Source organism: Streptomyces sp. SAI-135 (assembly GCF_029893805.1).
GTDB lineage: Bacteria > Actinomycetota > Actinomycetes > Streptomycetales > Streptomycetaceae > Streptomyces.
The window spans coordinates 2,164,687-2,186,295 of sequence record NZ_JARXYP010000002.1; the positions used below are offsets into that span (position 1 = coordinate 2,164,687).

The following is a 21,609-nucleotide window of genomic DNA, read 5'->3' on the forward strand; positions in this document are numbered from 1 at the left end:
CCCGGCGGCGCTTAGCTCAGCGCCGAGGCGCAGGTGGTGGCGGTGGCACGGGCCGGGTCGAGGGCGTTGGCGACCTCGTGGAAGGCGATCCGGTCGAAGAGACCGATGGCCACGTGCTCGGAGAGGTCGAGCGGGCACAGGTCCTGGAGCAGGACGTTGTGGACGCCGTCCCCACTGAGGAACTGGCTCCGGTACGGCGTGACGACCTCGTCGTACTTGGTGGCGAGGACGGTGTACCTGACGCCGGGGACGGTGTCGCCGCCCGCGTTGAGCTTGGTGAGGAAGGCGGAGCCGACGACCTGGTCGGCGAGGGCGGGGGTGTTGGTGGTGAGGAAGTCCCCGACACCCGGGAAGTACGGCAGCAGGTTGGTGAGGCCGGACAGGGTGGTGCCGTGGTTGTCGGGGGCGATGCCGACGAGGGCGTTCACCTTGGCGGCTCCGCCGAGGAACTTGAGGTAGTAGCGGGGCATCAGACCGCCCTGGGAGTGGCCGACGAGGTCGGTCTCGGCGGCGCCGGTGGCGGCGAGCACCTTGTCGGCGAAGGTCTTCAGCTGCTCCGCCGACTTGTCGATGGGGCCGAGGCCGTGGACGAGGGGCACACCGGGGAGCTGGCCGTAGTCGAAGGAGAAGACGCAGTAGTCGCGGTTCTCCAGGTAGGGGGCGAGGGCCAGCCAGTTGTCGACGGAGTTGGCGAAGGTGCCGTGCACGAGGACGACGGGGCGGGGGTGGGCGGCGGAGGGCTTGCAGGAGTAGTCGTTCCAGCCGCTGCTCGGGGCGTCGGCCGCCTGGGCGGCGGCAGCGGGGACGAGGGCGACCGCGGCGGTCAGCAGCAGGGCGGCGAGGGGTCTGAGCAGTCTGTTCCAGGGCAGCATCGGGTGATCTCCTTGCGGCTCAGGGGAGTTGCGAGGGCCGTACGCCCTGTGACCCGGATCACGAGGATGCTGTTCAATTCGAAAGTTACGGACGAGTAGTGCACTTGTGAAGTTACGCGTCAGTAAAAACTTCCAGTGCTAACCGCTGCGTACGCGTTCGCTGATGAACCATCACCAGGCGGGCCTGATGGGACCATAGGGAGCGATCCGCCCCAATCGCTCGCGCAACGCGCGCACTTCACCCTCACCGAGTACATCGACCCACGCCTTCACGGCCTCGGCGGCGGCCTCCTCCGCCGCCCGGGTGCAGGCCCACCCCCGCTCGGTCAGCACCACGAGCCGGGCCCGCGCGTCCCCGGGATGCGGCCGCCGCTCGGCGTACCCCTTGCGCACGATCTCGTCGACCAGCTGGCTCGCGGCCTGCTTGGTCACCCCGAGGTGGGCGGCCAGTTCCGTGACCGTGGCCCCGTCCGGCGCGAGCCGCGTGAACGCGAACCCCCAGGCGGGCCGTGCCTCGAAGCCCCGGGCGACGACCCCGTCATTGATGCGCTGGGTCAGGTCACCGGCGGCGGCGAGCAGGGCGGCGGACAGGGCGAGGGCTTCGGAGTTCTGCACCCAGGCATTGAAACACCCTTGACGAATTGGTCAAGCGGCTTGACCATAGGGGCATATAGTCAACCTACTTGACCATCTGTCGATCTGGAGGCCCCATGCCCGTCGTCCGCTCGTCCGAAGCCGTCACCCATGAGATCCACGGCGCCCGTTTCGTCTCGTACGCCACTCCCCTCAGCGGCTCCAAGGAGCTCTGCGCCTGGCGCGGCGAGATCCCCGCGGGGACGAAGGCGCCGGCACACACCGTCAACCGCGAGGAGATCTTCCATCTGCTCATCGGCGAACTCCTGATCACGCTCGACGACAGCACTCAGCGGATCACCGCCGGCGACACCGTGATCGTCACCCCCGGGGCGACCTTCGCCGTCGAGAACCCCACCGACCACACCGCCCTCACCTGGGTCACGACCTCCGTCGGTCTGGAGGCGACGCTGGCGGACGGCACCCGTATCACCCCGCCGTGGGCCAACTGACCTATGCGGCCAGGGTCCCCGGCAGCACCGCCAGCGGTCCGAACCGGGCCCGGGCACGGTCCGCGGCCTCCTCGATGCGGCGGAGCTTGTCGTCGACCGGGTCGAAGGTGAGCTGGTGGGAGGCCTGCTCGGCGGGGTCGAGGCCCTCGGCGCGCAGGGCCATGGAGCGGACCCGGGCGCGCTGGAGACCGAGGGCCTCGTACATGCCGTAGGCCGCCCTGGTGAGGGCCGCCGAGTGGGCCGTCGGTTCACCGAGGGTGCGACTGCGGGTGGTCGCGGTGCGGTCGGCGTAGCGGACGGTCAGGGTCAGGGTGCGGCAGACCTTGTCGAGGGCGCGCAGCCGGGAGCCCAGTTCCTCGGCAGCGGAGAGCAGGGCGCGGCGGTGCCGGTCGGGGTCCAACTCGTCGCGGTCGAAGGGGCGTTCGGTGGAGAGGGAGCGCGAGACGCCGTTCGGGACCACGCGGCCGCGGTCCACGCCGTTCGCCTTCTCGTGCAGTTCGCGGCCCGTTTTCGCGCCGACCAGGCGCTGGAGCGTGGACAGGGGTGCGGCGGCGACCCGGCCCAGGGTGTCCAGGCCGTACTCGCACAGGGTGCGGGCGGTCGCGGCGCCGACGCCGGGGAGCGCGGCGACGGGCCGGCCGGCGAGGAAGGCCGCCTCCTCGCCCCCGGGGACCGAGCGGGTCACCCCCGGCCGGGCGTCCTTCAGCGCCATGCGGGCCAGCATCGGTCCGGGTCCGGCGCCGATCGCACAGTCGACGCCGTGCAGGGCGAGGGCGCGGACCCGGATCACCGAGGCCAGTTCGACGGCGTCCCGCTTGAAGTACCGTTCGGCGCCCCGCAGATCGGCCAGGGCCCGGTCCGGTGGCAGCGCCTCGACGACCGGGGTGAACTCCTCCAGGAGGCCCAGCAGTTCGGGCAGGGCCGCCTCCCGCGTCGGCGGCAGGTGGAAACGTACGCAGAGGATGGTCATCCCGCACTCCCCGGACTCTGGTGCCACAACTTCCTTGTCTGTGAGGCCTCTTGACCCGCCGGTCGCAGATCGGCCCACGGATGCAGTTCGTATCCCGTCGGCATTTGGATTCGCCGGCCGCCGGTCGGATCGCCGGTCGCGCCACCGTCCCCCGCCGGGACCGGCTCCGCCAGCCGCGCCGCCACCGCGTCGAGCCCCTCCCCGTCCCGCAGTTCGACCAGTTCGGCGAGGTTCCAGGCGGCCGCGCCCACCACGCTGAGGCTGCGTGGGCCGCGCCGCTGCACCACCCCGCGCACCAGCAGCAGCCAGGAGTGGAAGACGGTGTGCGCGCAGGTGTCGTGGGAGTCGTCGAAGAAGGCGAGGTCGACCAGGCCGGTGCCGTCGTCCAGGGTGGTGAAGATGACCCGCTTGCCGGACCGGATCGGCGGTGTCTGGGTGGCCGCCTTGGCCCCCGCGACCAGCACGGTCTCGCCGTGCCGCGCCTCGCGCAGCCGTCGCGCGCTGACCACGCCCAGCTCCTTGAGGAACTCCTGGTGGTCGTCCATCAGATTGCGCGAGACGTCCATCGACAGCACTCCCAGCTCGGCGCTGAGCTTCTCCACGGAGGACAGGTCCGGCAGCCCGACCGAGGCCGTCCTGCGCCCGCCGGACAAGGGGAGCTGGTCCCCTCGGCCGGCACGTGCGCCCCGGTGCAGCTCGGTCAGGTGCAGTTGCAGATCGCGCCGGTTGGCACCGAAGGCGTCCAACGCGCCGACCTGGGCGAGCCGCCCGGCCACCGGACGGCTCGGCCGCCCTCGTTCCCAGAAGTCCAGCAGCGAGGAGTACGGCTGCCCCTGGGCGATCCGTTCCGCCTCGGCCTCGCTGATGCCGTGCACGTCGGAGAGGGCGAGCCGCAGACCCCACACCGAGGGGTTATCAGACACCAGTTCGATCCTGTGTGCGACCCCCGACGCGTTCACGTCCAGCGGCAGGATCGGCACCCCGCGCCGCCGCGCGTCCGCCAGCAGCAGCCGCTTGGGGTACATGCCGGGGTCGTGCGTGAGCAGCCCGGCGTAGAAGGCCGCCGGGTGGTGCGCCTTCAGCCACGCCGACTGGTACGTGGGGACGGCGAAGGCGACCGCGTGCGCCTTGCAGAAGCCGTACGACCCGAAGGCCTCGACGATCTCCCAGGTCCGCTGAATCGTTTCCGCGCTGTATCCGTTCGCCGCCGCGTGCTGGGCGAACCAGAACCGGATCCGGCCCTGCGACTCCGGGTCGGACAGCCCGCGCCGCACCCGGTCCGCCTCGCCCCGCCCGCACCCGGTCATGATGTCGACGATGTCGATGATCTGCTCGTGGAAGACGACGACCCCGTACGTCCCCTTCAGCGGCCCCTCCAGGTCGGGGTGCGGGTACCGCACGGGCGCCCGTCCGTGCCGGGCCTCGATGAACGGCCGGACCATGTCGGCGGCGACCGGACCGGGCCGGAAGAGCGAGATGTCCACGACGAGATCGTGGAAGCCGGCCGGCTGCAACCGTCCGACCAGGTCCCGCTGCCCCGGCGACTCGATCTGGAAGCACCCCAGCGTCTCGGTCGACTGGATGAGCCGGTACGTCTCCGGGTCGCCCGGCGGTACGGCGTCCAGGTCGACCCGCTCCCCCGTCGCCCGCTCCACCTCCGCGACCGCGTGCGCCATCGCCGACTGCATCCGCACGCCCAGCACATCGAGCTTGAGCAGTCCGAGGTCCTCGACGTCCTCCTTGTCGAACTGCGACATGGGCAGCCCCTCGCCGCTGGTCGGCACGACCGGGGTGCGGCGGAGCAGGGACGCGTCGGAGAGCAGCACCCCGCACGGGTGCATGGCGATCCCCCGGGGAAGGGCGTCGAGCGCCTCGACCAGCTCCCACAGCCTGCCGTACCGCTCCTTCTCCCCGGAGAGCGCCTTGAGTTCGGGCAGTTCCTCCAGGGCCGCGCGGGCGTCCCGCGCCCGGATGTGCGGGAAGGACTTGGCGATGCGGTCGATGTCGGCGGGATCCATGGACAGGGCCGCCCCCACGTCCCGGATCGCGTGCCGCACCCGGTACGTCTCCGGCATCGAGACGGTGGCGACCCGCTCGGTCCCGAACCGCCCGATGATCGCCCGGTAGACCTCGAGGCGGCGCGCGGACTCCACGTCGATGTCGATGTCGGGCAGGACGAGCCGCCGCGTGGACAGGAACCGCTCCATCAGCAGCCCGTGCTCGACGGGGTCGGCGTGGGCGATCCCGAGGAGGTGGTTGACCAGGGAGCCCGCACCGGAGCCGCGGGCGGCGACCCGGATGCCCATGTCCCTGACGTCGTCCACGACCTGAGCGACCGTCAGGAAGTAGGAGGCGAAGCCGTGGTGGGCGATGATGTCCAGTTCCTCGTGCATCCGCTCCCAGTAGGCGCGCCTGCCCGTGTAGCCCTTCAGCACCATCCCGGCCGCCGCCCGTGAGGCCAGGGCCCGCTGGGCACTGCGCCGGCCCGCGCCGACGAGGTGCGGTTCGGGGAAGTGGACGGTGCCGATGCCGAGGTCCTCCTCGGGGTCGACCAGGCACTCGGCGGCCGTCGCCCGCGTCTGCTCCAGCAGGCGGTGCGCGGTGTCGCGCCGGAAGCCCGCGGCCTCGACGATCCGCTCGGCGGCCGCCAGCATGGTGCTCTCGTCCTTGAGCCAGGCCTCGCCGGAGTCCAGGTCCTCGACGGCGCCGACAGGGACCAGGCGGCGGGCGGAGTCCAGGACGTCGGCGACCGGGCCGAGGCCGGGGTCGGCGTACCGTACGGCGTTGCTCAGCACGGGACGGATCCGCTGCTCGGCGGCGAATCCGACCGTACGGGCGGCCAGCCGCAGGGAGCCGGGTCCGGTGCCCTTGCGCCCGTGCCAGACGGCTTCGAGGCGCAGCGCGTCGCCGTAGGTCTCCCGCCAGGGGACGAGGAGCCGGGCGGCCCGGTCGGGGCGGCCGGAGGCGAGGGCACGGCCGACATCGGAGTCGGGCCCGAGCAGCACGGTCAGCCCGTCCCCCCGGTTCTCGGCCCGGGGCACCAGGGGCGTGCCCCGCTCCCCCTTGTCGGCGTGCGCCGCCGTGACGAGCCGGCACAGGTCGGCCCAGCCGCGGGCGCCGTCCCGGGCGAGGAAGGTGGCACGGGGAGCCGACTCGTCGACGAAGGCACCTCCGCGCACGGGGGCACGGCGCCGCTCCCGCCCCGCCGGCTCGGCCTCCTGCACGGCCAGCTCCACCCCGAACAACGGACGCACCCCCGCCTTCGCGCAGGCCTTGGCGAAGCGGACCGTGCCCGCGAGGGTGTCGCGGTCGGTGAGGGCGAGGGCGTCCATCCCCCGCTCGAAGGCGCGCTCGGCGAGGCGCTCCGGGTGCGAGGCGCCGTAGCGCAGGGAGAACCCGGAGGCGGTGTGCAGATGAGTGAAGCCAGGCATCCGCACCTCCCGCTGTCGAACATCAGTTCCCTATCGCCTCACCTCCACCATAGACCAAAAACCGAACATGCGTACGACGGCGTGCGAGTAACCTCTCACCTGCGGAAACGGCCTATTCGGACCCGGATGTATCGGTCTCGGTGGATTCCTCGGCGAGGGGCTCGGCCGCGGCGGTCGAGGAGGCGCCGGCGGCCGTCGCGCGCTGCGCGGTCTCCAGGGCGTGCAGGCGCCGTTTGATGTCGCGGAGCTCGGTGAGGAGGGTGTCGGGGCGGTTGATCCTGGTCACGGGATGCTCCTTGGGTTCAGGGGGTGCCGGTGGCGGGGGTGACGGTCAGCTGGACCTGCTCCTCGCCCGCGTCGTTGCCCGGGGTGACCTCGATCCCGGTGATCCGTACGCCGAACCGGGTGCCCTCGGGGAAGAACACGTCCTTGATGACGACGAGCGCGTCGTCGCCGACCTGGTAGGAGCCGAGAACGGGCTCCAGGTCGGCGCGCACCGTCAGCTCGGGCAGGACGACCGGGGCGGAGACGGCGGCGAGGGCCGAGCGGGCCTGGGAGCGCAACAGCTCCGCGTCGGTGAGATGGACGTAGGACACCTCGGTCTCGGTGAGCGGGCGCCCGGTGCCGCCGTCCTCGGCGACCGCGACGAGCTGGCCGCTCTCGCCCTGCTCCCCGAGGGCGAAGACCCGGCTCGCGGTGGAGGCGCCGTCGGCCGGCCAGGTGTAGCCGATGAGGTTGGCGCCGTACTCCCACACGTGCGGGGTGCCCTGCCGGCCGAGCTGCGGGGTGCCCACCCTGAGCCGGCGCACGGGGCGGCCGTCGCTGCCGTACGCCATGTCGATGACGAAGTCGGGGCCGTCCTCCAGACTCGCCAGCTCACGCAGGGCCTCCCCGGTGCTCTTGAGGTCGCTGCCGGGGTAGACCAGGGTGCGGGTGATGCCGGAGGGGGCGGTGGACTCGGGGCGGATCCCGATGTCGCCGCGGGTGTGTTCCTGGGCGATGGCGACGAGGGCGCGGGCGATGTCGGACTGGTCGCGGTCGGTGAAGGTGATGTTCACGGAGGCCAGGCCGCCGGTGCCGGCCGGGTCGAAGGCGGCGGGCAGGACGCGCCGGTGGTCGAAGTAGGAGAGGAATCCGGCCGCGCCGATCTCCAGGTGCTGGTCGGCGGAGCTGTACTTGACGGTCCACACCACCCCGCCCCACACCAGCACGCCGTCCCGCTCGACATAGAGGGCCGCGCGTCCCGGTTCGGTGAGTTCGCGGGGGCGGTGGACGGTGATCCTCGGGTCCCCGAGGGGCAACCGGGCGCGGAACTCGCCGGCTTCGTTGAGCTCGGTGCTGAACGTGACGTCGTACAGCGGGAGTTCGTCGGTGATGACGCCTGTGGCGAGGTCCGCGGTGTAGTAGGTGTAGCGGGTCGGTCGGGCGGCCACTAGCCCACCAGCCAGGTGGTGTCGAGGTAGATCAGCTGACTGGCGGGCAACTGAGAGCCCTGGGGGAACAGCACCACGGAACCATCGGTGCGGAGCATGAGTTCGAGCCCACGGGTCACCCCGCCGAGCGCCGTGAACCAGTGGTGCCCCGTGGTCGGCCGGAAGGCGGCTGGGACGGTGATGATCTGGGTGCCGTTCGTCGAGAGGGCGACCGTTGTCTGCAGAGCGCCGCGCAGGTGGACGACGGAACCGACCTGGCGTACCGACGGTGTCTCGTTGTTGTAGACGGTCCAGTTGGGCAGAAGCGAGAGCGTGACCCAGCCGGTGTCGTTGTTGACCGCCCGCCAGCCCGCCGTGCTGTCGTACCACTCCAAGTGGTTGGTGTCCCAGCGGTGGATGTACATGCCCGAGTAGGGGTAGGTGGGCCGGCCGCCCTCGCCCCCGACCCGCAGGATGCCACCGGCCGCCGCGGTCCACAGGCGCAGGTCGTCGATGTCGGTGGCGGTGACGGAGGAGGCGTTCTTCGCGACCCTGATCCGGGCCAGCGGGATGAAGTCCCCGCTGACCGAGGGGTCGACGGGGGTGGCGGCGGCGGTTCCCTTCACGAGTTCCACGGTCATGCCGGTGGTGGCGTCGCCGTACTGCGCGTCGCGCTGCCGGGCCACCACCAGGTCGTTGCGCGGGTTGCTGGAGTCGGCGGGGTTGGTGCCGAGCACGTCGAGGGTCTTCTGCTGGCCGAGGGTGACGAGATAGGCGCCGGTCGCACTGGCCCGGGTCCCCTGGATCACGCCCTGGAAGGGGGCGACGGTGACCTTGCCGGAGACGGTGGCGGTGGCCTGGACCCGGCCGGGGTCCCCGGTGGCGGGCCGGATACCGCTGCGGGCCTGGACCGGACTCGGCCCGGGCGCGGCGAACACGCCCGTGGCCAGCCGGGCGTCCTCGGCATCGACGACTCCGCCGGAGATCCAGCCGGAGTCGCGTTCTGGGGTGGGCGTGCTCATGCGAGGGCCCTTTCTGGTGGGACGGTCAGGGAACGGGGAAGGCCACCACCCGGAGCCCGGCGTAGACCGGGATGGCCCAGCTGGAAGGCACGCTCACCGTGCCCGAGCCGGCGACCCGTACGAACTGCTGAGTGAGCACCAGAGGGGTGGTACCGGCGGGCATCAGCCGGTGAGCGGTCGCGACGGTCGTGGTGGCGAGCGTCGGCCCGACGTCGAAGGCGCTGATGCTCAGATTGCCGCTCTCGCCCAGCACTTTGATCACGTGGTCGAACCTGGCGTCGGCGGACTGGGCCTGGGCCGTCATCTGGGCGGTGCACATCAGCATGCGCGGATAGGGCGCAGGGGTGACCGTCACCTGGTTGAACAGGAAATTGGTGCCCTCGGTCGAGCCGGCCCTGGGCCAGCCCGCGTCGGCCGGGCCGAAGAACTGGACCGCGCCGGTGACCGCGGGACGCCATGCGGTGTCGCCGCGGACCAGGTCGAGACCGGTCTCCAGGTCGTACAGCCGCTGTCCGGCGTAGCCCTCGGCCGGGAGCGACTCGTGGCTCTGCAACGGCAGTACTCCGCCCGTGGCCACCGTGAACACCCGCAGGTCCTTGATGTCCGCCTGGGTGATGGACCCCGCGTTGGGCCGCACGGTGATCTGGGCGAGCGGCAGGAAGTCGTCGGTGAGCCTCGGCGCGACCGGCGTCGGCGCGGGCGCCCCGGCCTCCAACTGCACCACCATGCCGTCGCTCGCGTCGCCGTACTGCCGGTCGGTCTGCCGGGCCACGACGAGGACGATCCGGGCGTAGGAGGAGTGGGCCGGGGCCGCGGTGAGCACGTCGAGGGTCTTCACCCGACCGAGCGTGATCAGGTACGCGCCCGCGTACGACACACGGGTGCCCTGCACGACCCCCTGGAAGGGCTGCACCTTCACACTGCGCGAGGGGGTCGCCTCCGCCTCGACGCCGCCGGGGTTGCCGGGGCCGGGCTTGACGCCCGTGCGGGCCGCGATCGGGTTGGTGGAGTCGGTCGCGGCCGAAGCGAACACGCCGGTGGCGAGCCGCGCGTCATTGGCGTCGACGACACCGCCGGAGAGCCATCCGGAGTCACGCTCGAGGTCGGGGTCAGCCATGCGGGTGCGTTCCTTCTGGTAGCTGAGGGCGGGCGGGGTCAGAGCCAGGCGTCGCGCCATTCCGCGGTCAGCCGGGCGGCCGGTTCGTAGTCGCGGGCGCGGAAGAGCACGGGCGTCGCGCCCGGCCGGAGCGGGAACCAGTCCGAGTCGGGCAGCAGCGTGGCCCGTCGGGACGCCGTGCCCTGGAGCAGGACCGAGCGCGCGTCGGTGTCGACGACCAGGAACTCGCCGTTCTGGAGGGTGAGTTCGAAGGCGAGTTCCTCACCGGTCGCGGTGTTGCTGATCACCGGCTGGACGCAGGGCCCGTTGATCCGCCAGACCGGCCAGGTGGGGACGGTGCCCTTGTTCTCCAGGAGCAGCCGGCCACCGGAGGAACCGGACCCGAAGTCAAGGGGGAAGGAGAGCGGGAAGGAGACGCCGCCGCTGGAGGAGGGCAGCGGACAGGTGCTGGTGTTCAGCCCGTAGGAGTACCGCAGGGGGTCCGGCGCGGTCATGGTCAGGGAGAACTCGAAGGCACCGGACTTGCGGTCCACGATCTTCGTCTCGGCGGTGAGGCGGACCAACGCCCGCCGTACGCGGTGCGGTTCGGTGACGACGAGCGGCAACAGGGTTCTGCCGTCGGCGAGTACGGCGGCCAGCCGGTCCTTCGCCTCTTCGCGTACGGCGCGTTCGGGGGCGATGGCCATGCCCTCCAGGGTGATCACGCGAGGGCCCCGGTAGGAGGGGGCGTCGAACGCGCCGTGCCGCTCGGGGCGGTCGGTCAGGGTGAGCCGGACGGGCGGGGTGGCGGCCCAGCCCTGTTCGCTGGTGACCCACCACTCGACGCCGTCGTCGTCGACGGTGTTGCCGGCCCAGCCGTCCACCTCGAACACCGGCTGCTGGAGCTGGCGGCCGCTCATCGCTTGGCCGCCCAGGCGAGTTCGCGGGCGGTGATCCGGCCGATCTCGTACTCGGACTGGCCGGGGCGGGGGTGCACGTTGACGGTGACGGGGGCGGTGGCCGCGGCGGCTCCGGCGCGGGGTGCCGCCCCGGCGGCGACTCCGGCGAGGCTGTAACCGGGCCCGATGACGCTCCGCGCGGTGGCGGTGGCGAGCCGCCCGGCGGCGCCGGCCACCCTGTTCCCGGCGCCCTCCATGCCGAGGGCGAGCCCTTCACCGACATCCCCGCCGAAGCCCATCATCACCTTGGACGGGGACGCGATACCGAGGATGCTGCGGATGGGTCCGGGGATGGTGTTGACGATGAAGTTCTTCACGGTGTTGAGGAGAGCGGATGCCGAGTTCTTGATGCCGTTGATGAGCCCTTGGATGAGGTCGCCGCCCAAGCCCATGAGTTTGTTGGGCAGTTCGGCGAAGAACCCCCAGATCTTCCCGGGCACGCCCCGCAGGAAGTCGACAACGGCATTCCACTTGTCGACGATCCAGTCCCGGACCGAACCGACGGCGTCCTTGATCCGGTCCCAGTGCTTGACGATCGCGAGCACGGCGATCCCGACGGGGCCGGTGAGGATGGCGACGAGCAGCGGCCAGTTGGCCTTGAGCCAGTTGACGACGTTCTTGCCCGCGTCGATCAGCCAGTTGATGGCGACCGACGCCCCCTTCATGACGGTCCCCACCACCTGCCCGATGATCTTGAACGCCGCCTGCATGACGGCCTGCACAATCTTGGACTGCATCGCCATGTCGATGAGCTTGGTGATGAGCGGCATGATGAGGGCGAGGATGGCGCCGAGGATGTTGGCCTTCATCGCGGTGTTCAGGCCCCGCTGGGCGGTGGTGGCGGTACGCAGCCCCTGACTGAACCGGGAGAACAGCCCCCCGCCCGACGCCGCGCTCCGCCCGGCCCGCTGCACATCGGCGGCGGCCCGTCCGGCGGCGGTCCGCACCTGATTGAGCCCGGCGCTCGCCTGAGTGGCGGAGGCCCGCAGCCGACCGGTGGCGGTGCTCGCCTGGGTGGCGGAGTTCCTGAGCCGGTCGACGGAACTGCTGGCGCCGGTGACGGCGGTCCGCATGCGAGTGACGGCACCGCCGGTGCTGGTGGCCGCGGAGCGCATCTGGTTCAGCGCCCGGGTGACCGATACGAGTGACGTCTGCATGGTGGATTGGCTCCGTCGCTGTCGCCGATGGGGTCTTTGGGGTGCGGGTTCCTAGTCCCGCAGGGCCCGTTCCAGGGAGTTGATGGCGCCGCGCAGGCTCTCGACGGACCGGCCCGCCCGCCGGGCACCGTCCTCCAACGCCTCGACCCGTCGCAGACCTGCCCTGACCTGCTGGTCCAGGTTGTGGGCCTTGATCCGCAGGGATTTGCTGCGCTGGTTCGCGTCGTTGGCGATCTGGCTGATCCTGCTGATCTTGCTCTTGAGGGACGAGATCTGGCTGCGTACACGTTGGTCGTCGGCTCGTCTGGTCCGGACGAGCGTGGCGACATCGACGGTCAGATTCTGGACCTTGGTCCGCCCGGAGATGCTGCGCTGATTCCCGTCGTTGGCGACCTGACTGACCTTGCCGATCTTGGTCTTGAGAGAGGAGAGCTGTTCGCGCAGTTGCCGGTCGGCTGAGGTCAGGGCGGCCAACCGCCTGTCCACATCCTGCTCCCGCTTGTGCTGGGCCCGGTCCTCCCAGAGCTTGGTCAGACTGTATTCGTGCTTGAACAGGCCGTACTCCGACTGCCCTACGTAGAAGTCGGACTTGAGGCCGGTGGCTTCCAACTTGGCGCCGGTGGCTTCCGCCTTGGCGCCGGTGGCGGGAATGTTGTCGGGAAGCCATTTGGGGTCGAGGAGCTTCTTCTGTTCGGCGTCCTGCTGCGCCTTCCAGGAGGAAATCTCTCCCTGCACGGCCTTCTTGAACTCACCACCAGCGCTCAATGCCTGCGCGAACTGTTCCTTGAACCGAGCAGTGAAGTTCTCCCGGCCCTCCAGAGTCGTGACCCGATCGGTCAGCCTGTCGACCAGGACCCTGATGTCCTCACCCATGCACCGGCTCCCCTCAACTCGGTGAACTCAGAAATGCCACGATCTCGGCCGGAGTCGCCGCACTCTCGTCCCCGACGACCAGGACGTCCGCCGCGCCCGCCCCGCGCGGACCGCCCCCCGGCCGCGGCACCGCCTCCGGATACTCCGCCGGCTCCGTGTCCTCGTCCCGGTTGACCGTCGCGAACATCCAGTTGGCGACCGCCAGATGGTCGACGACCGCCGCCAGCAGATGGTCCGTGACCGTCCAGTCCGCCTGTTCGCCGTGGACCGCCCGGGCGAAGGACGAGTCCGCGGGGAGGTGTTCGACGAGGACCCGCAGTCGGCGGGAGGAGAGGCGCCCTCGGTGCCAGTCGAGGAGGTCGACCCCGTAGTGGCGGAGCAGATCCGCCTCCAGAGCCTCGGCGTGCTCCTCGATCAGCGCACCGAGGCTCAGCCTTCCCCCAACGACATACCGGTGTCGTTGCCGTACGCCTCCAGGATCGCGGAGACGTCCTGGACACTCGTGTCGTACTTGCAGAAGCGCTCGAACTGCTCCTCTCCGAGCAGCAGCGCAAGCAACCCGTCGATGTCGTTGTCGTCCAGCGCCGCGATCTGCTTGGCGATACTGCGCGGGAACTCGGTGGGCAGTCGGAACACATCCCCGTCCACCTCGAACTCCCAGTTCTTCCCGACCGCTTCGAGACGCTGGGCACGGGCGGCGTTGACGTTGAAGGGTGCCATGTCGGTGGAGCTCCTTGCTGCGAGATGTACGAAAGGGTCAGGCCGCGCTGAAGCTCGGGTCCTTCATCAGGAAGGTCGCCAGCGGCGCACCGTCCACCGTGGCCAGCGCGGTGAAGGTGACGCCGAGCTTCACGGGAGCGGTACGGACGAGGGCCAGCTCCTCCGTCTCGGTCACCTGGCCGCGGGCGACGATCATGCGGTACTTGACCTCGTCGCCGTCCACGAACTCCAGCCCGAGCATCCGCTCGTCGAACTTCGGCTCGGCCGCCAGCTCGTACTTGTAGAGGCCGGACCCGGTCGCCGTCTCCTTCACCTGCCCGCCGCCGAAGAAGAACGGCAGGGTGTCCTCGTTCAGCTGGAGGAGCTGGAACTTGAAGCTCAGGTCGCGGTCGGAGTAGACGAACCTCGCCGAGCTGACGCTCTGCCAGGTGTCCACGGGGTCCAGCTTGTCCTTCTTGGAGATCTTGACCCCGTCGGTGGTGGTGTAGCCCAGGTCCTTCCACCCGGCGCCCCACGCCGCGGCGGTGTCGGCGGGCGGTGCGGTGGCGAGCGGGGCGATGAGCACACGGCCGCTGCCCGCGACCCGGATCTCCTTGGCGTTCGTTCCGGCCATCACTGCTCCTTGCTGGAAGACGGACATGACGTGCTGCTGTGGGAGTGCGGCGAAGTCACGCCGCGGACACGGCCGTTCAGGCCGGGCGGACCACCAGGCGGGTGGTCGAGACATAGCGGTTGGCACTGGCGTGCCGGTAGTCGGGCAGCCAGCGCGGCCCGTCCTCCTCGACGACGTCCACGACGGTCGCCCCGCCGTGGCGCACGCCTCTGAGCTGGAGCATCAGGGAACGGGCCACGAGGGAGACGGTGTGGGCGGCGGCCTTCGAGGGGCCGTACACCTCGAGGTCGACCAGCGGGTTGTCGAGCCGCGGGTCCTCCGCCCAGGCGCCGCCCATCCGGGAGACCAGGACGGCGCGCTGCGAGCCGTCGAACCCCGAGGGCGGCGCGACGTCGACGACGACACCCGCCAGCTCGCTCCGGTCCTTGAGCAGGTCGACTACCAGCTGCTCCACGTCCGGGAAGGTGACGTACGGCTCACTCATCGGAGTCGGCGGAGGAGTCTGCGGAGTCTTCGGAGTCCGCCGGGCCCTCCGCGGGCCGTGCGATGACACCGAGCAGTTCTCGCGCGGCCAGGTCGTCCACGTCCACGACGTCACCGGGCTCGTGGCCGTTCCACCAATAGGTCAACTGGATCTTCTGCACAGCGTTTCCCCCGAAACGATTGGCTGTGAAGTTGCCTGATGGAAGATCAAATTCCGTTGGTCAAAGGGAAGTTGACGTCCCAGGAACCGCAAATGTAACGGCCGTCCCAAGCACAGCGTGAGCAACTTGAGGTCTCGAACGGATAACGATGACAGGAGACGCACAAGCCCCGTCCCCCACGCGAGGGGACGGGGCTTCCCGCAACACCAGGGCGGAACGTCAGCCGATCGACGCGCCCGTCGCCGACAGCGCCTCCGTCACCGGCTGGAAGAACGTCTGGCCACCGGAGGTGCAGTCACCGCTGCCGCCGGACGTCAGCCCGATCGCGTTGCTCCCCGAGAACAGCGAGCCGCCGCTGTCCCCCGGCTCCGCGCACACATCGGTCTGGATCAGCCCGTTCACGATGTCGCCGTTGCCGTAGTTCACCGTCGCGTCCAGGCCGGTGACCTTCCCGGAGTGCACCTGGGTCGTGGACCCGCTGCGCGTCACCGACTGGCCGACGGTCGCCGACGCCGCCCCCGTGATCGCCTGCGCGGACCCGTTGTAGAGGTCCACCTCGCTGGGATGGTCGACCTCGGCCGTGTACTTCACCAGGCCGTAGTCGTTGTCCGGGAAGCTCGACACCTCGTTGGTGCCGATCTGCTTGCCGCCGGCGTCCGACCACGTCGAGATCGCCTCGGTGCAGTGCCCGGCGGTGAGGAAGTACGGCTGGCCGCCCTTGACCACGTTGAAGCCGAGGGAGCACCGCCCGCCGGAGCCGCTGATCGCGTCACCGCCGGCGATGAAGGGCTTGAACTCCCCCTTTGTGCGCTGGAGTTCGGCCACCGGGCCGAGCCCGTCGACCACCTTGGTGAGCTTGGCCCACTCGGCGGCGGAGACCGTGCGGTCGGCGGTGACGACGACCTTGTTGGTGGTGGGGTCGGTCACCCAGGACGTCCCCGGGACGGTCGCGTCATCGGCGAGCGTCGTACGCGCGCTCTTCAGCTCGGCGAGGGAGTTCGGGACGACTCTGGCCGTGGCCCCGGCCGCGGAGACGGTCCGTGCCGCTTCCTCGTCGAGCACGTTCACCACGAGACTCCTGGTCTTCGCGTCGTAGAACGTCCCTGCCGCGTCCGCGCCCAGTTCCGCCCCGAGCGTCGAGGCGAGCTTTCCGGCCGCGGCGGCCGAGAGGGCCTTGACGTCGGGCGAGGCCGGCGTCTCGCTGGCGTTCGCAGTCTGCAAGGTGACTCCCGCGGCGACCAGTGCGGTGATGCCCGCACCTGCCACGACGATCCGCCGCCTGGGTATGCGTCGGTGCTTCAACTCGCGTCCTCCTGTGGGGGGTCGACCCGGGAGGGTGTGGGGATCTCCAGGGCCGGAAGGCTGGTTGACGAGCCATTACTCTTCCGGCCCCCACAGGGAGCGCACAAGGGTGACTTCCGGACGCGCGTAGAACGCGGTTGCGCGCCCCCGGGCGGTTTTGACAGACCACGGTCACCGCTGGCCGTTCACGCTGCAAACACTACGAGCGAGTAACACCGATCAGCCTGTGAGGTCTAGTCCTGTCCTGAATTCGACCCTTCCGGGTCCGGATCCGGGAGGGCCTCAAGAGGCGGACGTTGCTCCTGCACCGGTTGCGGAACAGCGGGCGGCACGGCTCCGACCCCCTGCTGGGCCTTCTCCAGGAACCGCAGCAGCTCGACGGGGAACGGCAGCACCAGCGTCGAGTTCTTCTCCGCCGCCACCGCCACCACCGTCTGCAACAGCCGCAGTTGCAGCGCGGCGGGTTGCTCGGACATCTCCCTGGCCGCCTCGGCGAGCTTCTTCGACGCCTGGAGCTCCGCGTCCGCGTTGATGACCCGCGCCCGCCGCTCCCGGTCCGCCTCGGCCTGCCGGGCCATGGACCGCTTCATCGTCTCGGGCAGGGAGACGTCCTTGATCTCGACCCGGTCGATGGTGACCCCCCACTCCACCGCGGGACTGTCGATCATCAACTCCAGCCCCTGGTTGAGCTTTTCGCGGTTGGACAGCAGATCGTCCAGCTCGCTCTTTCCGATGATCGACCGCAGCGAGGTCTGCGCCATCTGCGCGACGGCGAACCGGTAGTCCTCGACCCGCACGACCGCCTCGGCCGGGGAGGTCACCTTGAAGTAGACGACGGCGTCCACCCGTACCGTGACGTTGTCCCGGGTGATGCCCTCCTGCCCGGGCACCGGCATGGTCACGATCTGCATGTTGACCTTCCGGAGCTTGTCCACGCCCGGAACGATCATCGTGAACCCGGGCCCCCGCACGTCCGGCAGGAGCTTTCCGAGACGGAAGACCACGCCCCGTTCGTACTGCTTGACGACGCGTGCGGCCGCCATCACGTACACCGCTCCGGCGGACACGAGCGTCACGCCCGCCGCCACCAGCTCCTCGACCATCGCGACCCCCAGGGTCCGAACCAGGCGCTCAAGGTGTGTACTTCGACGGTAACTCCGCTGTGTACACAAAGGGAGACGGAGGACACGGGTGGTCCACGGCATCAGGACACGGGACGGCCGCCGGCTGACGGTCGAGGAGTACGGCGACCCGGACGGCAGCCCGGTCGTCCTGCTGCACGACGCCCCCGGCTGCCGCTTCGGCGTCGTCCCCCCGCACGTCGTGACCGCGCACCCGCACATCCGGTTCATCGCCTACGACCGCCCCGGCTACGGCGACTCGGACCGGCTCCCGGGCCGCCGCGTGGCCGACGCGGCCCGGGACGTGGCGGAGCTGGCCGGCGCCCTCGGACTGGGCCGCTTCTCGGTGCTCGGTCTCTCCGGCGGAGCCCCGCACGCCCTGGCCTGCGCCGCGCTGCTGCCCTCCCGGGTGCGGCGGGCGGCGGTGCTGGCGTCACCCGCGCCCCCGGACGCGAGGGACCTGCGCTGGTTCGACGGCATGGCCGCCTCCCGGGTCGAGGAGTGCACCCGGGCCCTCACTGACCCGCTCGACTTCGCCGAACGCCTGGCCGCCCGCGCCGCCGGCATCCGCCGCGACCCCGCGCAGCTGCTCGTCGCCCTCCGCGACGGGCTCACGGAGTCCGACCGACGGATCCTCGCGGTCCCGGCGGTCGCGGAGATGCTGCTGCGCACCTACCGGGAGGCGCTGCGCGGATCGTCGTACGGCTGGCTCGACGACGGCCTCGCCCTGCTCAGCTCCTGGGGCTTCGACCCGGCGGCCGTCACCCGGCCCGTCCTGCTGTGGCACGGCGGGCAGGACACCTTCTCCCCGGTCGGCCACTTCACCTGGCTGGCGGACCGGATCCCCCGTGCCCGGCCCGTCCTCCGGCAGGACGCCGGTCACTTCGGCGCTGTGGCGGCCCTGCCGGACGTACTGGACTGGCTCTGCGTACCACCGGCCTCGTCGTGATCACGACGAACCCCCGTACGGCGGATGCGTACGGGGGTTCACCGGGTGCCGGCTGCGCTGCAGACCGTCGCCGGGGCTAGAAGACGCTGACGCCGTAGGCGCTCAGGGCCTCCGTGACCGGCTGGAAGAAGGTCGTGCCGCCGGAGGAGCAGTTGCCGCTGCCGCCGGAGGTCAGACCGTAGGCGACACCGCTGTTGGAGTAGAGCGGGCCGCCGGAGTCGCCGGGCTCGGCGCAGACCGTGGTCTGGATCATGCCGTAGACGACGTCACCGCCGCCGTAGTTGACGGTCGCGTTCAGCGCGGTGACCCGGCCGCTGTGGGTGCCGGTGGTGGAGCCGCGGCGGTAGACCGTGGTGCCCACGCTCGGGGTGGCGGCGCTGGTGATGTCGACGCTGCCGACGGTGCCGGAGATCGACGAGGTCGGGTAGCTGGACGAGTACCGGACGAGGCCGTAGTCGTTGGTCGGGAAGCTGGACCCGGCCGTCGAACCGAGGGTGGTCGTGTGGCCCGAGTTCGACCACCAGGTGCCCGCGCCGTCGGTGCAGTGACCGGCGGTCAGGAAGTAGTAGGTGCTGCCGCTGCGGACGTTGAAGCCGAGGGAGCAGCGCCAGCTACTCGCATAGATGGCGTCGCCGCCGGAGATCAGCTTGTTGAACTTGCCCGGGGTCCGCTTGATCGTGAGCGCGTCGGCGTTGCTGCCCGCCTGCTCCTTGATCTTGGCGATCTCGGCCTGCGAGACCGTGCTGTCGACGGTGACGACGACACGGTTGGTCTTGCTGTCGACGGCCCAGGCGGTACCCGGGATGTCGGCCTTGAGCACCGAACTGCTGGCGCTCTTGAGTTCGGCCGTGCTGAACGGGGTCGCAGCAGTCGCGTTCGCGCTGGGGACCGCGATCGCGGCCGCGGCCACGAGGCCGGTGGTACCGGCGATCAGCCGGGTCCGTCTCGCAATGCCGCTGCGGGGGTTGGTGCGCTTGATCCTCACGTTTCGTTCCCTCCAAGGGAAGTCGGGGGCCCGCGTGGGGTCGGGGCCCGTGAGGCGCAGTCAGCGGCACGGTTGTCCGGTTTTCGAACACGCCGTGCTCCTGACAAGCGCTGAGGGGGAGTATTCGGCCGAACGGACGGTCGGCGCAAGGGCGCCTTTCGGCCGTCAACCTTGGGAACACCTTTGCGGTTCAGGTGGAACGAACCGCCCTGGATTTCCGTCCCGCTCCCCCGCTCCGACAGCCGTGTCGAGGAACCTTCTCAACGACGGGGAGAGACATACGACGTGGTCAAGGCCTGGGAGCCAGGCCGGCGGCGTCCGCCCCCCGCCGACCGCCGTCCGGCCCTCGCCGTCCGGCGCGCACCGGTGCGGGAAGCGGAACGGAGGGTCGCCGTTCCGCTTCGCCGTATCGCCGAAAACCGACCCCTTGAGCCATGGCGCCGGAGGTCTGCCGCCGTCGGTCCGGGTGCCCCTGCCGAGATGCGTCTGCTCACGATTCAGGGCGTTCACCGGCCGCGGCGTACCGGTTGGCGGGTCTGGTCAGGCCCAGGTGCTCCCGGAGCGTGCTGCCCGGGTAGAAGGTGCGGAACAGTCCGCGGTGCTGGAGCAGCGCCACCGTGCCGTTGACCAGGCGTTCCAGGTCGCGCGGCGATTCGGCGGGGATGAGGTGGAAGCCGTCGACGACGCCGTCGCCGTGCCAGCCGGCGATCAGTTCCGCGAGGTCGACGGGGCCGCCCCGGTACAGCGGGCCGCGCGCACTGTGCCGGGGGCCGCCTCCGCCGTGCCCCGGCTCGGCCGCGTGCTCGCCGTCACCCAGGTCGACGACAAGACCGGCGAGCACCCGCAGCGCGTCGGGGTCCCGGCCGAACCCCTGTGCCTCCGCGCGCAGTTGCCGGCGTACGGCGGCGGCCTGCGCGGCACTCGACGCGCGGACCAGGGCCACGTCGGCGTACCGGGCGGCGGTCCCGCGAGCGGCCGGGTCGGTGACGTCGACGACCCGGACCGGGTGACCCTGCGGGGGCCGCGGCACGATCGAGGGGCCCCTGACGGAGAAGTACGTGCCCTGGAAGTCGACGTGGTGCAGCTTGTCCCGGTCGATGAAGCGGCCGGTGCGCACATCGCGTATCTCCGCATCGTCCTCCCAGCTGTCCCACAACCTCGCGGCCACGTCGGCGACTTCACCGGCCTCCTGCCACAGCTCCTCGGCTGGTGCCGCGCGCCGGCGGCCGAAGAGGCGCGCCTCGCCCTCGGTGGCCGAGACGTCGATGCGCCAGCCCGCCCGGCCCCGGCTGACCCAGTCGAGCGTCGCGACGGCGGCCTGGACGTGGAAGGGCTCGGTGTGGGTGGTCGTGACGGTGGGCACCAGTCCGATCCGCCCCGTGACGGGCGCGACGCGGGACATGACGGCGAGCGCCACGGGCCCGGCCCTGCCGAAGCTGTCGTCCAACGTCACGAAGTCGAGCCCGCCCCGCTCGGCGAGCCGTGCCGCCTCCACGTAGGGAGCCGCCTCGTGCACCGACGGCTGATCGATGGCTGCGGCGAGGTGCAGCAGCCCTCTGCCGCGCGAGGAGGTCATCCGGGGATTCCTTTCGGCGAAACGTCCGTCACAGCACCTTGGAAAGAAACGCCCTGGTCCGCTCGCTGCGTGGAGCGTCGAGGACAGCGGACGGCGGTCCCTGTTCGACGATGCGTCCGTCGTCCATGAACACCACCGTGTCGGCGACCTCCCGGGCGAAACCGATCTCGTGCGTGACGACGATCATCGTGGTGCCCTGGCCGGCCAGGTCCTTGATGACGTCGAGGACCTCGCCCACCAGCTCGGGATCGAGCGCGGAGGTCGGTTCGTCGAACAGCAGCAACCGGGGTTCCAGCGCCAACGCCCGTGCGATCGCCACCCGTTGCTGCTGTCCGCCGGACAGCTCTCTCGGGTAGGCGGTCTCCTTGTCGGCGAGCCCGACCCGGTCCAGGAGCCGCCGGGCCGCCTCGACGGCCTCCTTGCGCGGCCGTTTCAGCGCGGACACCGGCGCCTCGACGACGTTGTCCAGCACGGTCAGATGCGGGAACAGGTTGAAGTTCTGGAAGACGAAGCCGATCCGCGTGCGCTGGCGGAGCACCTCGCGCTCGGGCAGCTCGTACAGCTTGTCGCCGGCACGCCGGTATCCGATGAGGGTGCCGTCCACGCTGATCACGCCCCGGTCCACCTTCTCCAGATGGTTGACGGTGCGCAGCAGCGTCGACTTGCCGGAGCCGGACGGACCGAGGATCACGGCGACCTCGCCGGTGCGCACCGCGAGGTCGATGCCCTTGAGCACCTCCAGTGCGCCGAAGCTCTTGCGGACGGACCTGATGTCGACCATGACGCTCATCGCTGGACTTCCCTGCCTTCCGTATGACTGTC

Annotated in this window: 23 protein-coding genes; 2 read left to right on the plus strand and 21 right to left on the minus strand. The window is 70.7% G+C overall.

The genetic code is table 11. The annotated features are described in order from the left end of the window. Nucleotides 1-11: 11 nt before the first annotated feature. Both M2163_RS14225 and M2163_RS14230 read right to left on the minus strand, forming a co-directional pair. On the minus strand, nt 12-872 hold the full coding sequence (locus tag M2163_RS14225; RefSeq protein WP_280852424.1) for an alpha/beta fold hydrolase: 861 nt from the start codon (nt 870-872) through the stop codon (nt 12-14). Between the two features lie 171 nt (nt 873-1,043). Then, on the minus strand, nt 1,044-1,487 hold the full coding sequence (locus tag M2163_RS14230) for a MarR family winged helix-turn-helix transcriptional regulator (protein WP_280852423.1): 444 nt from the start codon (nt 1,485-1,487) through the stop codon (nt 1,044-1,046). A 95-nt stretch (nt 1,488-1,582) separates the two neighbouring features. On the opposite strand from M2163_RS14230, the gene M2163_RS14235 reads away from it, so the two are divergent. Next, nucleotides 1,583-1,957 (plus strand): cupin domain-containing protein, encoded by a 375-nt coding sequence (locus M2163_RS14235; RefSeq protein ID WP_280852422.1) that lies wholly within the window; start codon nt 1,583-1,585, stop codon nt 1,955-1,957. 1 nt (nt 1,958) lies between these two features. Here the strand turns inward: M2163_RS14235 and M2163_RS14240 are convergent, their stop codons facing one another. The 16 genes from M2163_RS14240 to M2163_RS14315 form a co-directional block, all read right to left on the minus strand. Next, on the minus strand, nt 1,959-2,927 hold the full coding sequence (locus tag M2163_RS14240; RefSeq protein ID WP_280852421.1) for a hypothetical protein: 969 nt from the start codon (nt 2,925-2,927) through the stop codon (nt 1,959-1,961). Further along, a complete protein-coding gene (gene dnaE, locus M2163_RS14245; RefSeq protein WP_280894127.1) occupies nt 2,924-6,358 on the minus strand; it encodes a DNA polymerase III subunit alpha in 3,435 nt (1,144 codons plus the stop codon). Before dnaE ends, M2163_RS14240 begins: the two co-directional genes overlap by 4 nt. A 112-nt stretch (nt 6,359-6,470) precedes the next feature. Then, nucleotides 6,471-6,644 carry a hypothetical protein gene (locus M2163_RS14250; RefSeq protein WP_280852419.1) on the minus strand — a complete coding sequence of 58 codons (174 nt, stop codon included), beginning with the start codon at nt 6,642-6,644 and terminating at the stop codon, nt 6,471-6,473. Nucleotides 6,645-6,660: 16 nt separating this feature from the next. Then, nucleotides 6,661-7,791, minus strand: a complete 1,131-nt coding sequence (locus M2163_RS14255; RefSeq protein WP_280852418.1) for a hypothetical protein — start codon at nt 7,789-7,791, stop codon at nt 6,661-6,663. Then, entirely contained in the window at nt 7,791-8,792 is a 1,002-nt protein-coding gene (locus tag M2163_RS14260) for a hypothetical protein (protein ID WP_280852416.1), read from the minus strand. The genes M2163_RS14255 and M2163_RS14260 overlap by 1 nt, the downstream gene beginning before the upstream one ends. A 25-nt stretch (nt 8,793-8,817) precedes the next feature. Beyond that, nucleotides 8,818-9,909 carry a hypothetical protein gene (locus M2163_RS14265; protein WP_280852415.1) on the minus strand — a complete coding sequence of 364 codons (1,092 nt, stop codon included), beginning with the start codon at nt 9,907-9,909 and terminating at the stop codon, nt 8,818-8,820. 38 nt (nt 9,910-9,947) lie between these two features. Further along, nucleotides 9,948-10,808: a phage tail domain-containing protein gene (locus M2163_RS14270; protein WP_280852414.1), complete on the minus strand. Its 861-nt coding sequence runs from the start codon at nt 10,806-10,808 to the stop codon at nt 9,948-9,950. After that, nucleotides 10,805-12,004: a hypothetical protein gene (locus M2163_RS14275; RefSeq protein WP_280894128.1), complete on the minus strand. Its 1,200-nt coding sequence runs from the start codon at nt 12,002-12,004 to the stop codon at nt 10,805-10,807. Before M2163_RS14275 ends, M2163_RS14270 begins: the two co-directional genes overlap by 4 nt. Before the next feature lie 51 nt (nt 12,005-12,055). Then, complete coding sequence (locus M2163_RS14280) at nt 12,056-12,877, minus strand: hypothetical protein (protein WP_280894129.1); 822 nt, start codon at nt 12,875-12,877, stop codon at nt 12,056-12,058. 13 nt (nt 12,878-12,890) lie between these two features. Continuing rightward, entirely contained in the window at nt 12,891-13,292 is a 402-nt protein-coding gene (locus tag M2163_RS14285) for a hypothetical protein (RefSeq protein WP_280897254.1), read from the minus strand. 14 nt (nt 13,293-13,306) lie between these two features. Next, nucleotides 13,307-13,597, minus strand: coding sequence for a hypothetical protein (locus tag M2163_RS14290; RefSeq protein ID WP_280894130.1), 291 nt, complete (start codon nt 13,595-13,597; stop codon nt 13,307-13,309). A gap of 37 nt (nt 13,598-13,634) precedes the next feature. Continuing rightward, nucleotides 13,635-14,210 (minus strand): phage tail protein, encoded by a 576-nt coding sequence (locus tag M2163_RS14295; RefSeq protein WP_280852410.1) that lies wholly within the window; start codon nt 14,208-14,210, stop codon nt 13,635-13,637. Between the two features lie 76 nt (nt 14,211-14,286). Then, entirely contained in the window at nt 14,287-14,694 is a 408-nt protein-coding gene (locus tag M2163_RS14300; RefSeq protein WP_280852409.1) for a hypothetical protein, read from the minus strand. Further along, the gene (locus M2163_RS14305; RefSeq protein ID WP_280852408.1) at nt 14,687-14,854 is read right to left on the minus strand and encodes a hypothetical protein; all 168 of its coding nucleotides are present in this window, start codon (nt 14,852-14,854) and stop codon (nt 14,687-14,689) included. Before M2163_RS14305 ends, M2163_RS14300 begins: the two co-directional genes overlap by 8 nt. A 219-nt stretch (nt 14,855-15,073) precedes the next feature. Continuing rightward, nucleotides 15,074-16,156, minus strand: coding sequence for a S1 family peptidase (locus M2163_RS14310; protein WP_280852407.1), 1,083 nt, complete (start codon nt 16,154-16,156; stop codon nt 15,074-15,076). Between the two features lie 233 nt (nt 16,157-16,389). Further along, nucleotides 16,390-17,259 (minus strand): slipin family protein, encoded by an 870-nt coding sequence (locus M2163_RS14315; RefSeq protein ID WP_280852406.1) that lies wholly within the window; start codon nt 17,257-17,259, stop codon nt 16,390-16,392. Between the two features lie 88 nt (nt 17,260-17,347). Here M2163_RS14315 and M2163_RS14320 point away from each other — a divergent pair, with 88 nt between their 5' ends. Continuing rightward, nucleotides 17,348-18,226, plus strand: a complete 879-nt coding sequence (locus tag M2163_RS14320; protein ID WP_280894131.1) for an alpha/beta fold hydrolase — start codon at nt 17,348-17,350, stop codon at nt 18,224-18,226. 76 nt (nt 18,227-18,302) lie between these two features. On the opposite strand, the gene M2163_RS14325 is transcribed toward M2163_RS14320, so the two are convergent. The 3 genes from M2163_RS14325 to M2163_RS14335 all read right to left on the minus strand — a co-directional run bounded on the left by M2163_RS14325 (nt 18,303) and on the right by M2163_RS14335 (nt 21,577). Continuing rightward, nucleotides 18,303-19,211: a S1 family peptidase gene (locus M2163_RS14325; RefSeq protein WP_280852404.1), complete on the minus strand. Its 909-nt coding sequence runs from the start codon at nt 19,209-19,211 to the stop codon at nt 18,303-18,305. 490 nt (nt 19,212-19,701) lie between these two features. After that, nucleotides 19,702-20,787, minus strand: a complete 1,086-nt coding sequence (locus tag M2163_RS14330; RefSeq protein ID WP_280894132.1) for an LLM class flavin-dependent oxidoreductase — start codon at nt 20,785-20,787, stop codon at nt 19,702-19,704. 28 nt (nt 20,788-20,815) lie between these two features. Beyond that, nucleotides 20,816-21,577 (minus strand): amino acid ABC transporter ATP-binding protein, encoded by a 762-nt coding sequence (locus M2163_RS14335; protein WP_280852402.1) that lies wholly within the window; start codon nt 21,575-21,577, stop codon nt 20,816-20,818. Nucleotides 21,578-21,609: the final 32 nt, after the last annotated feature.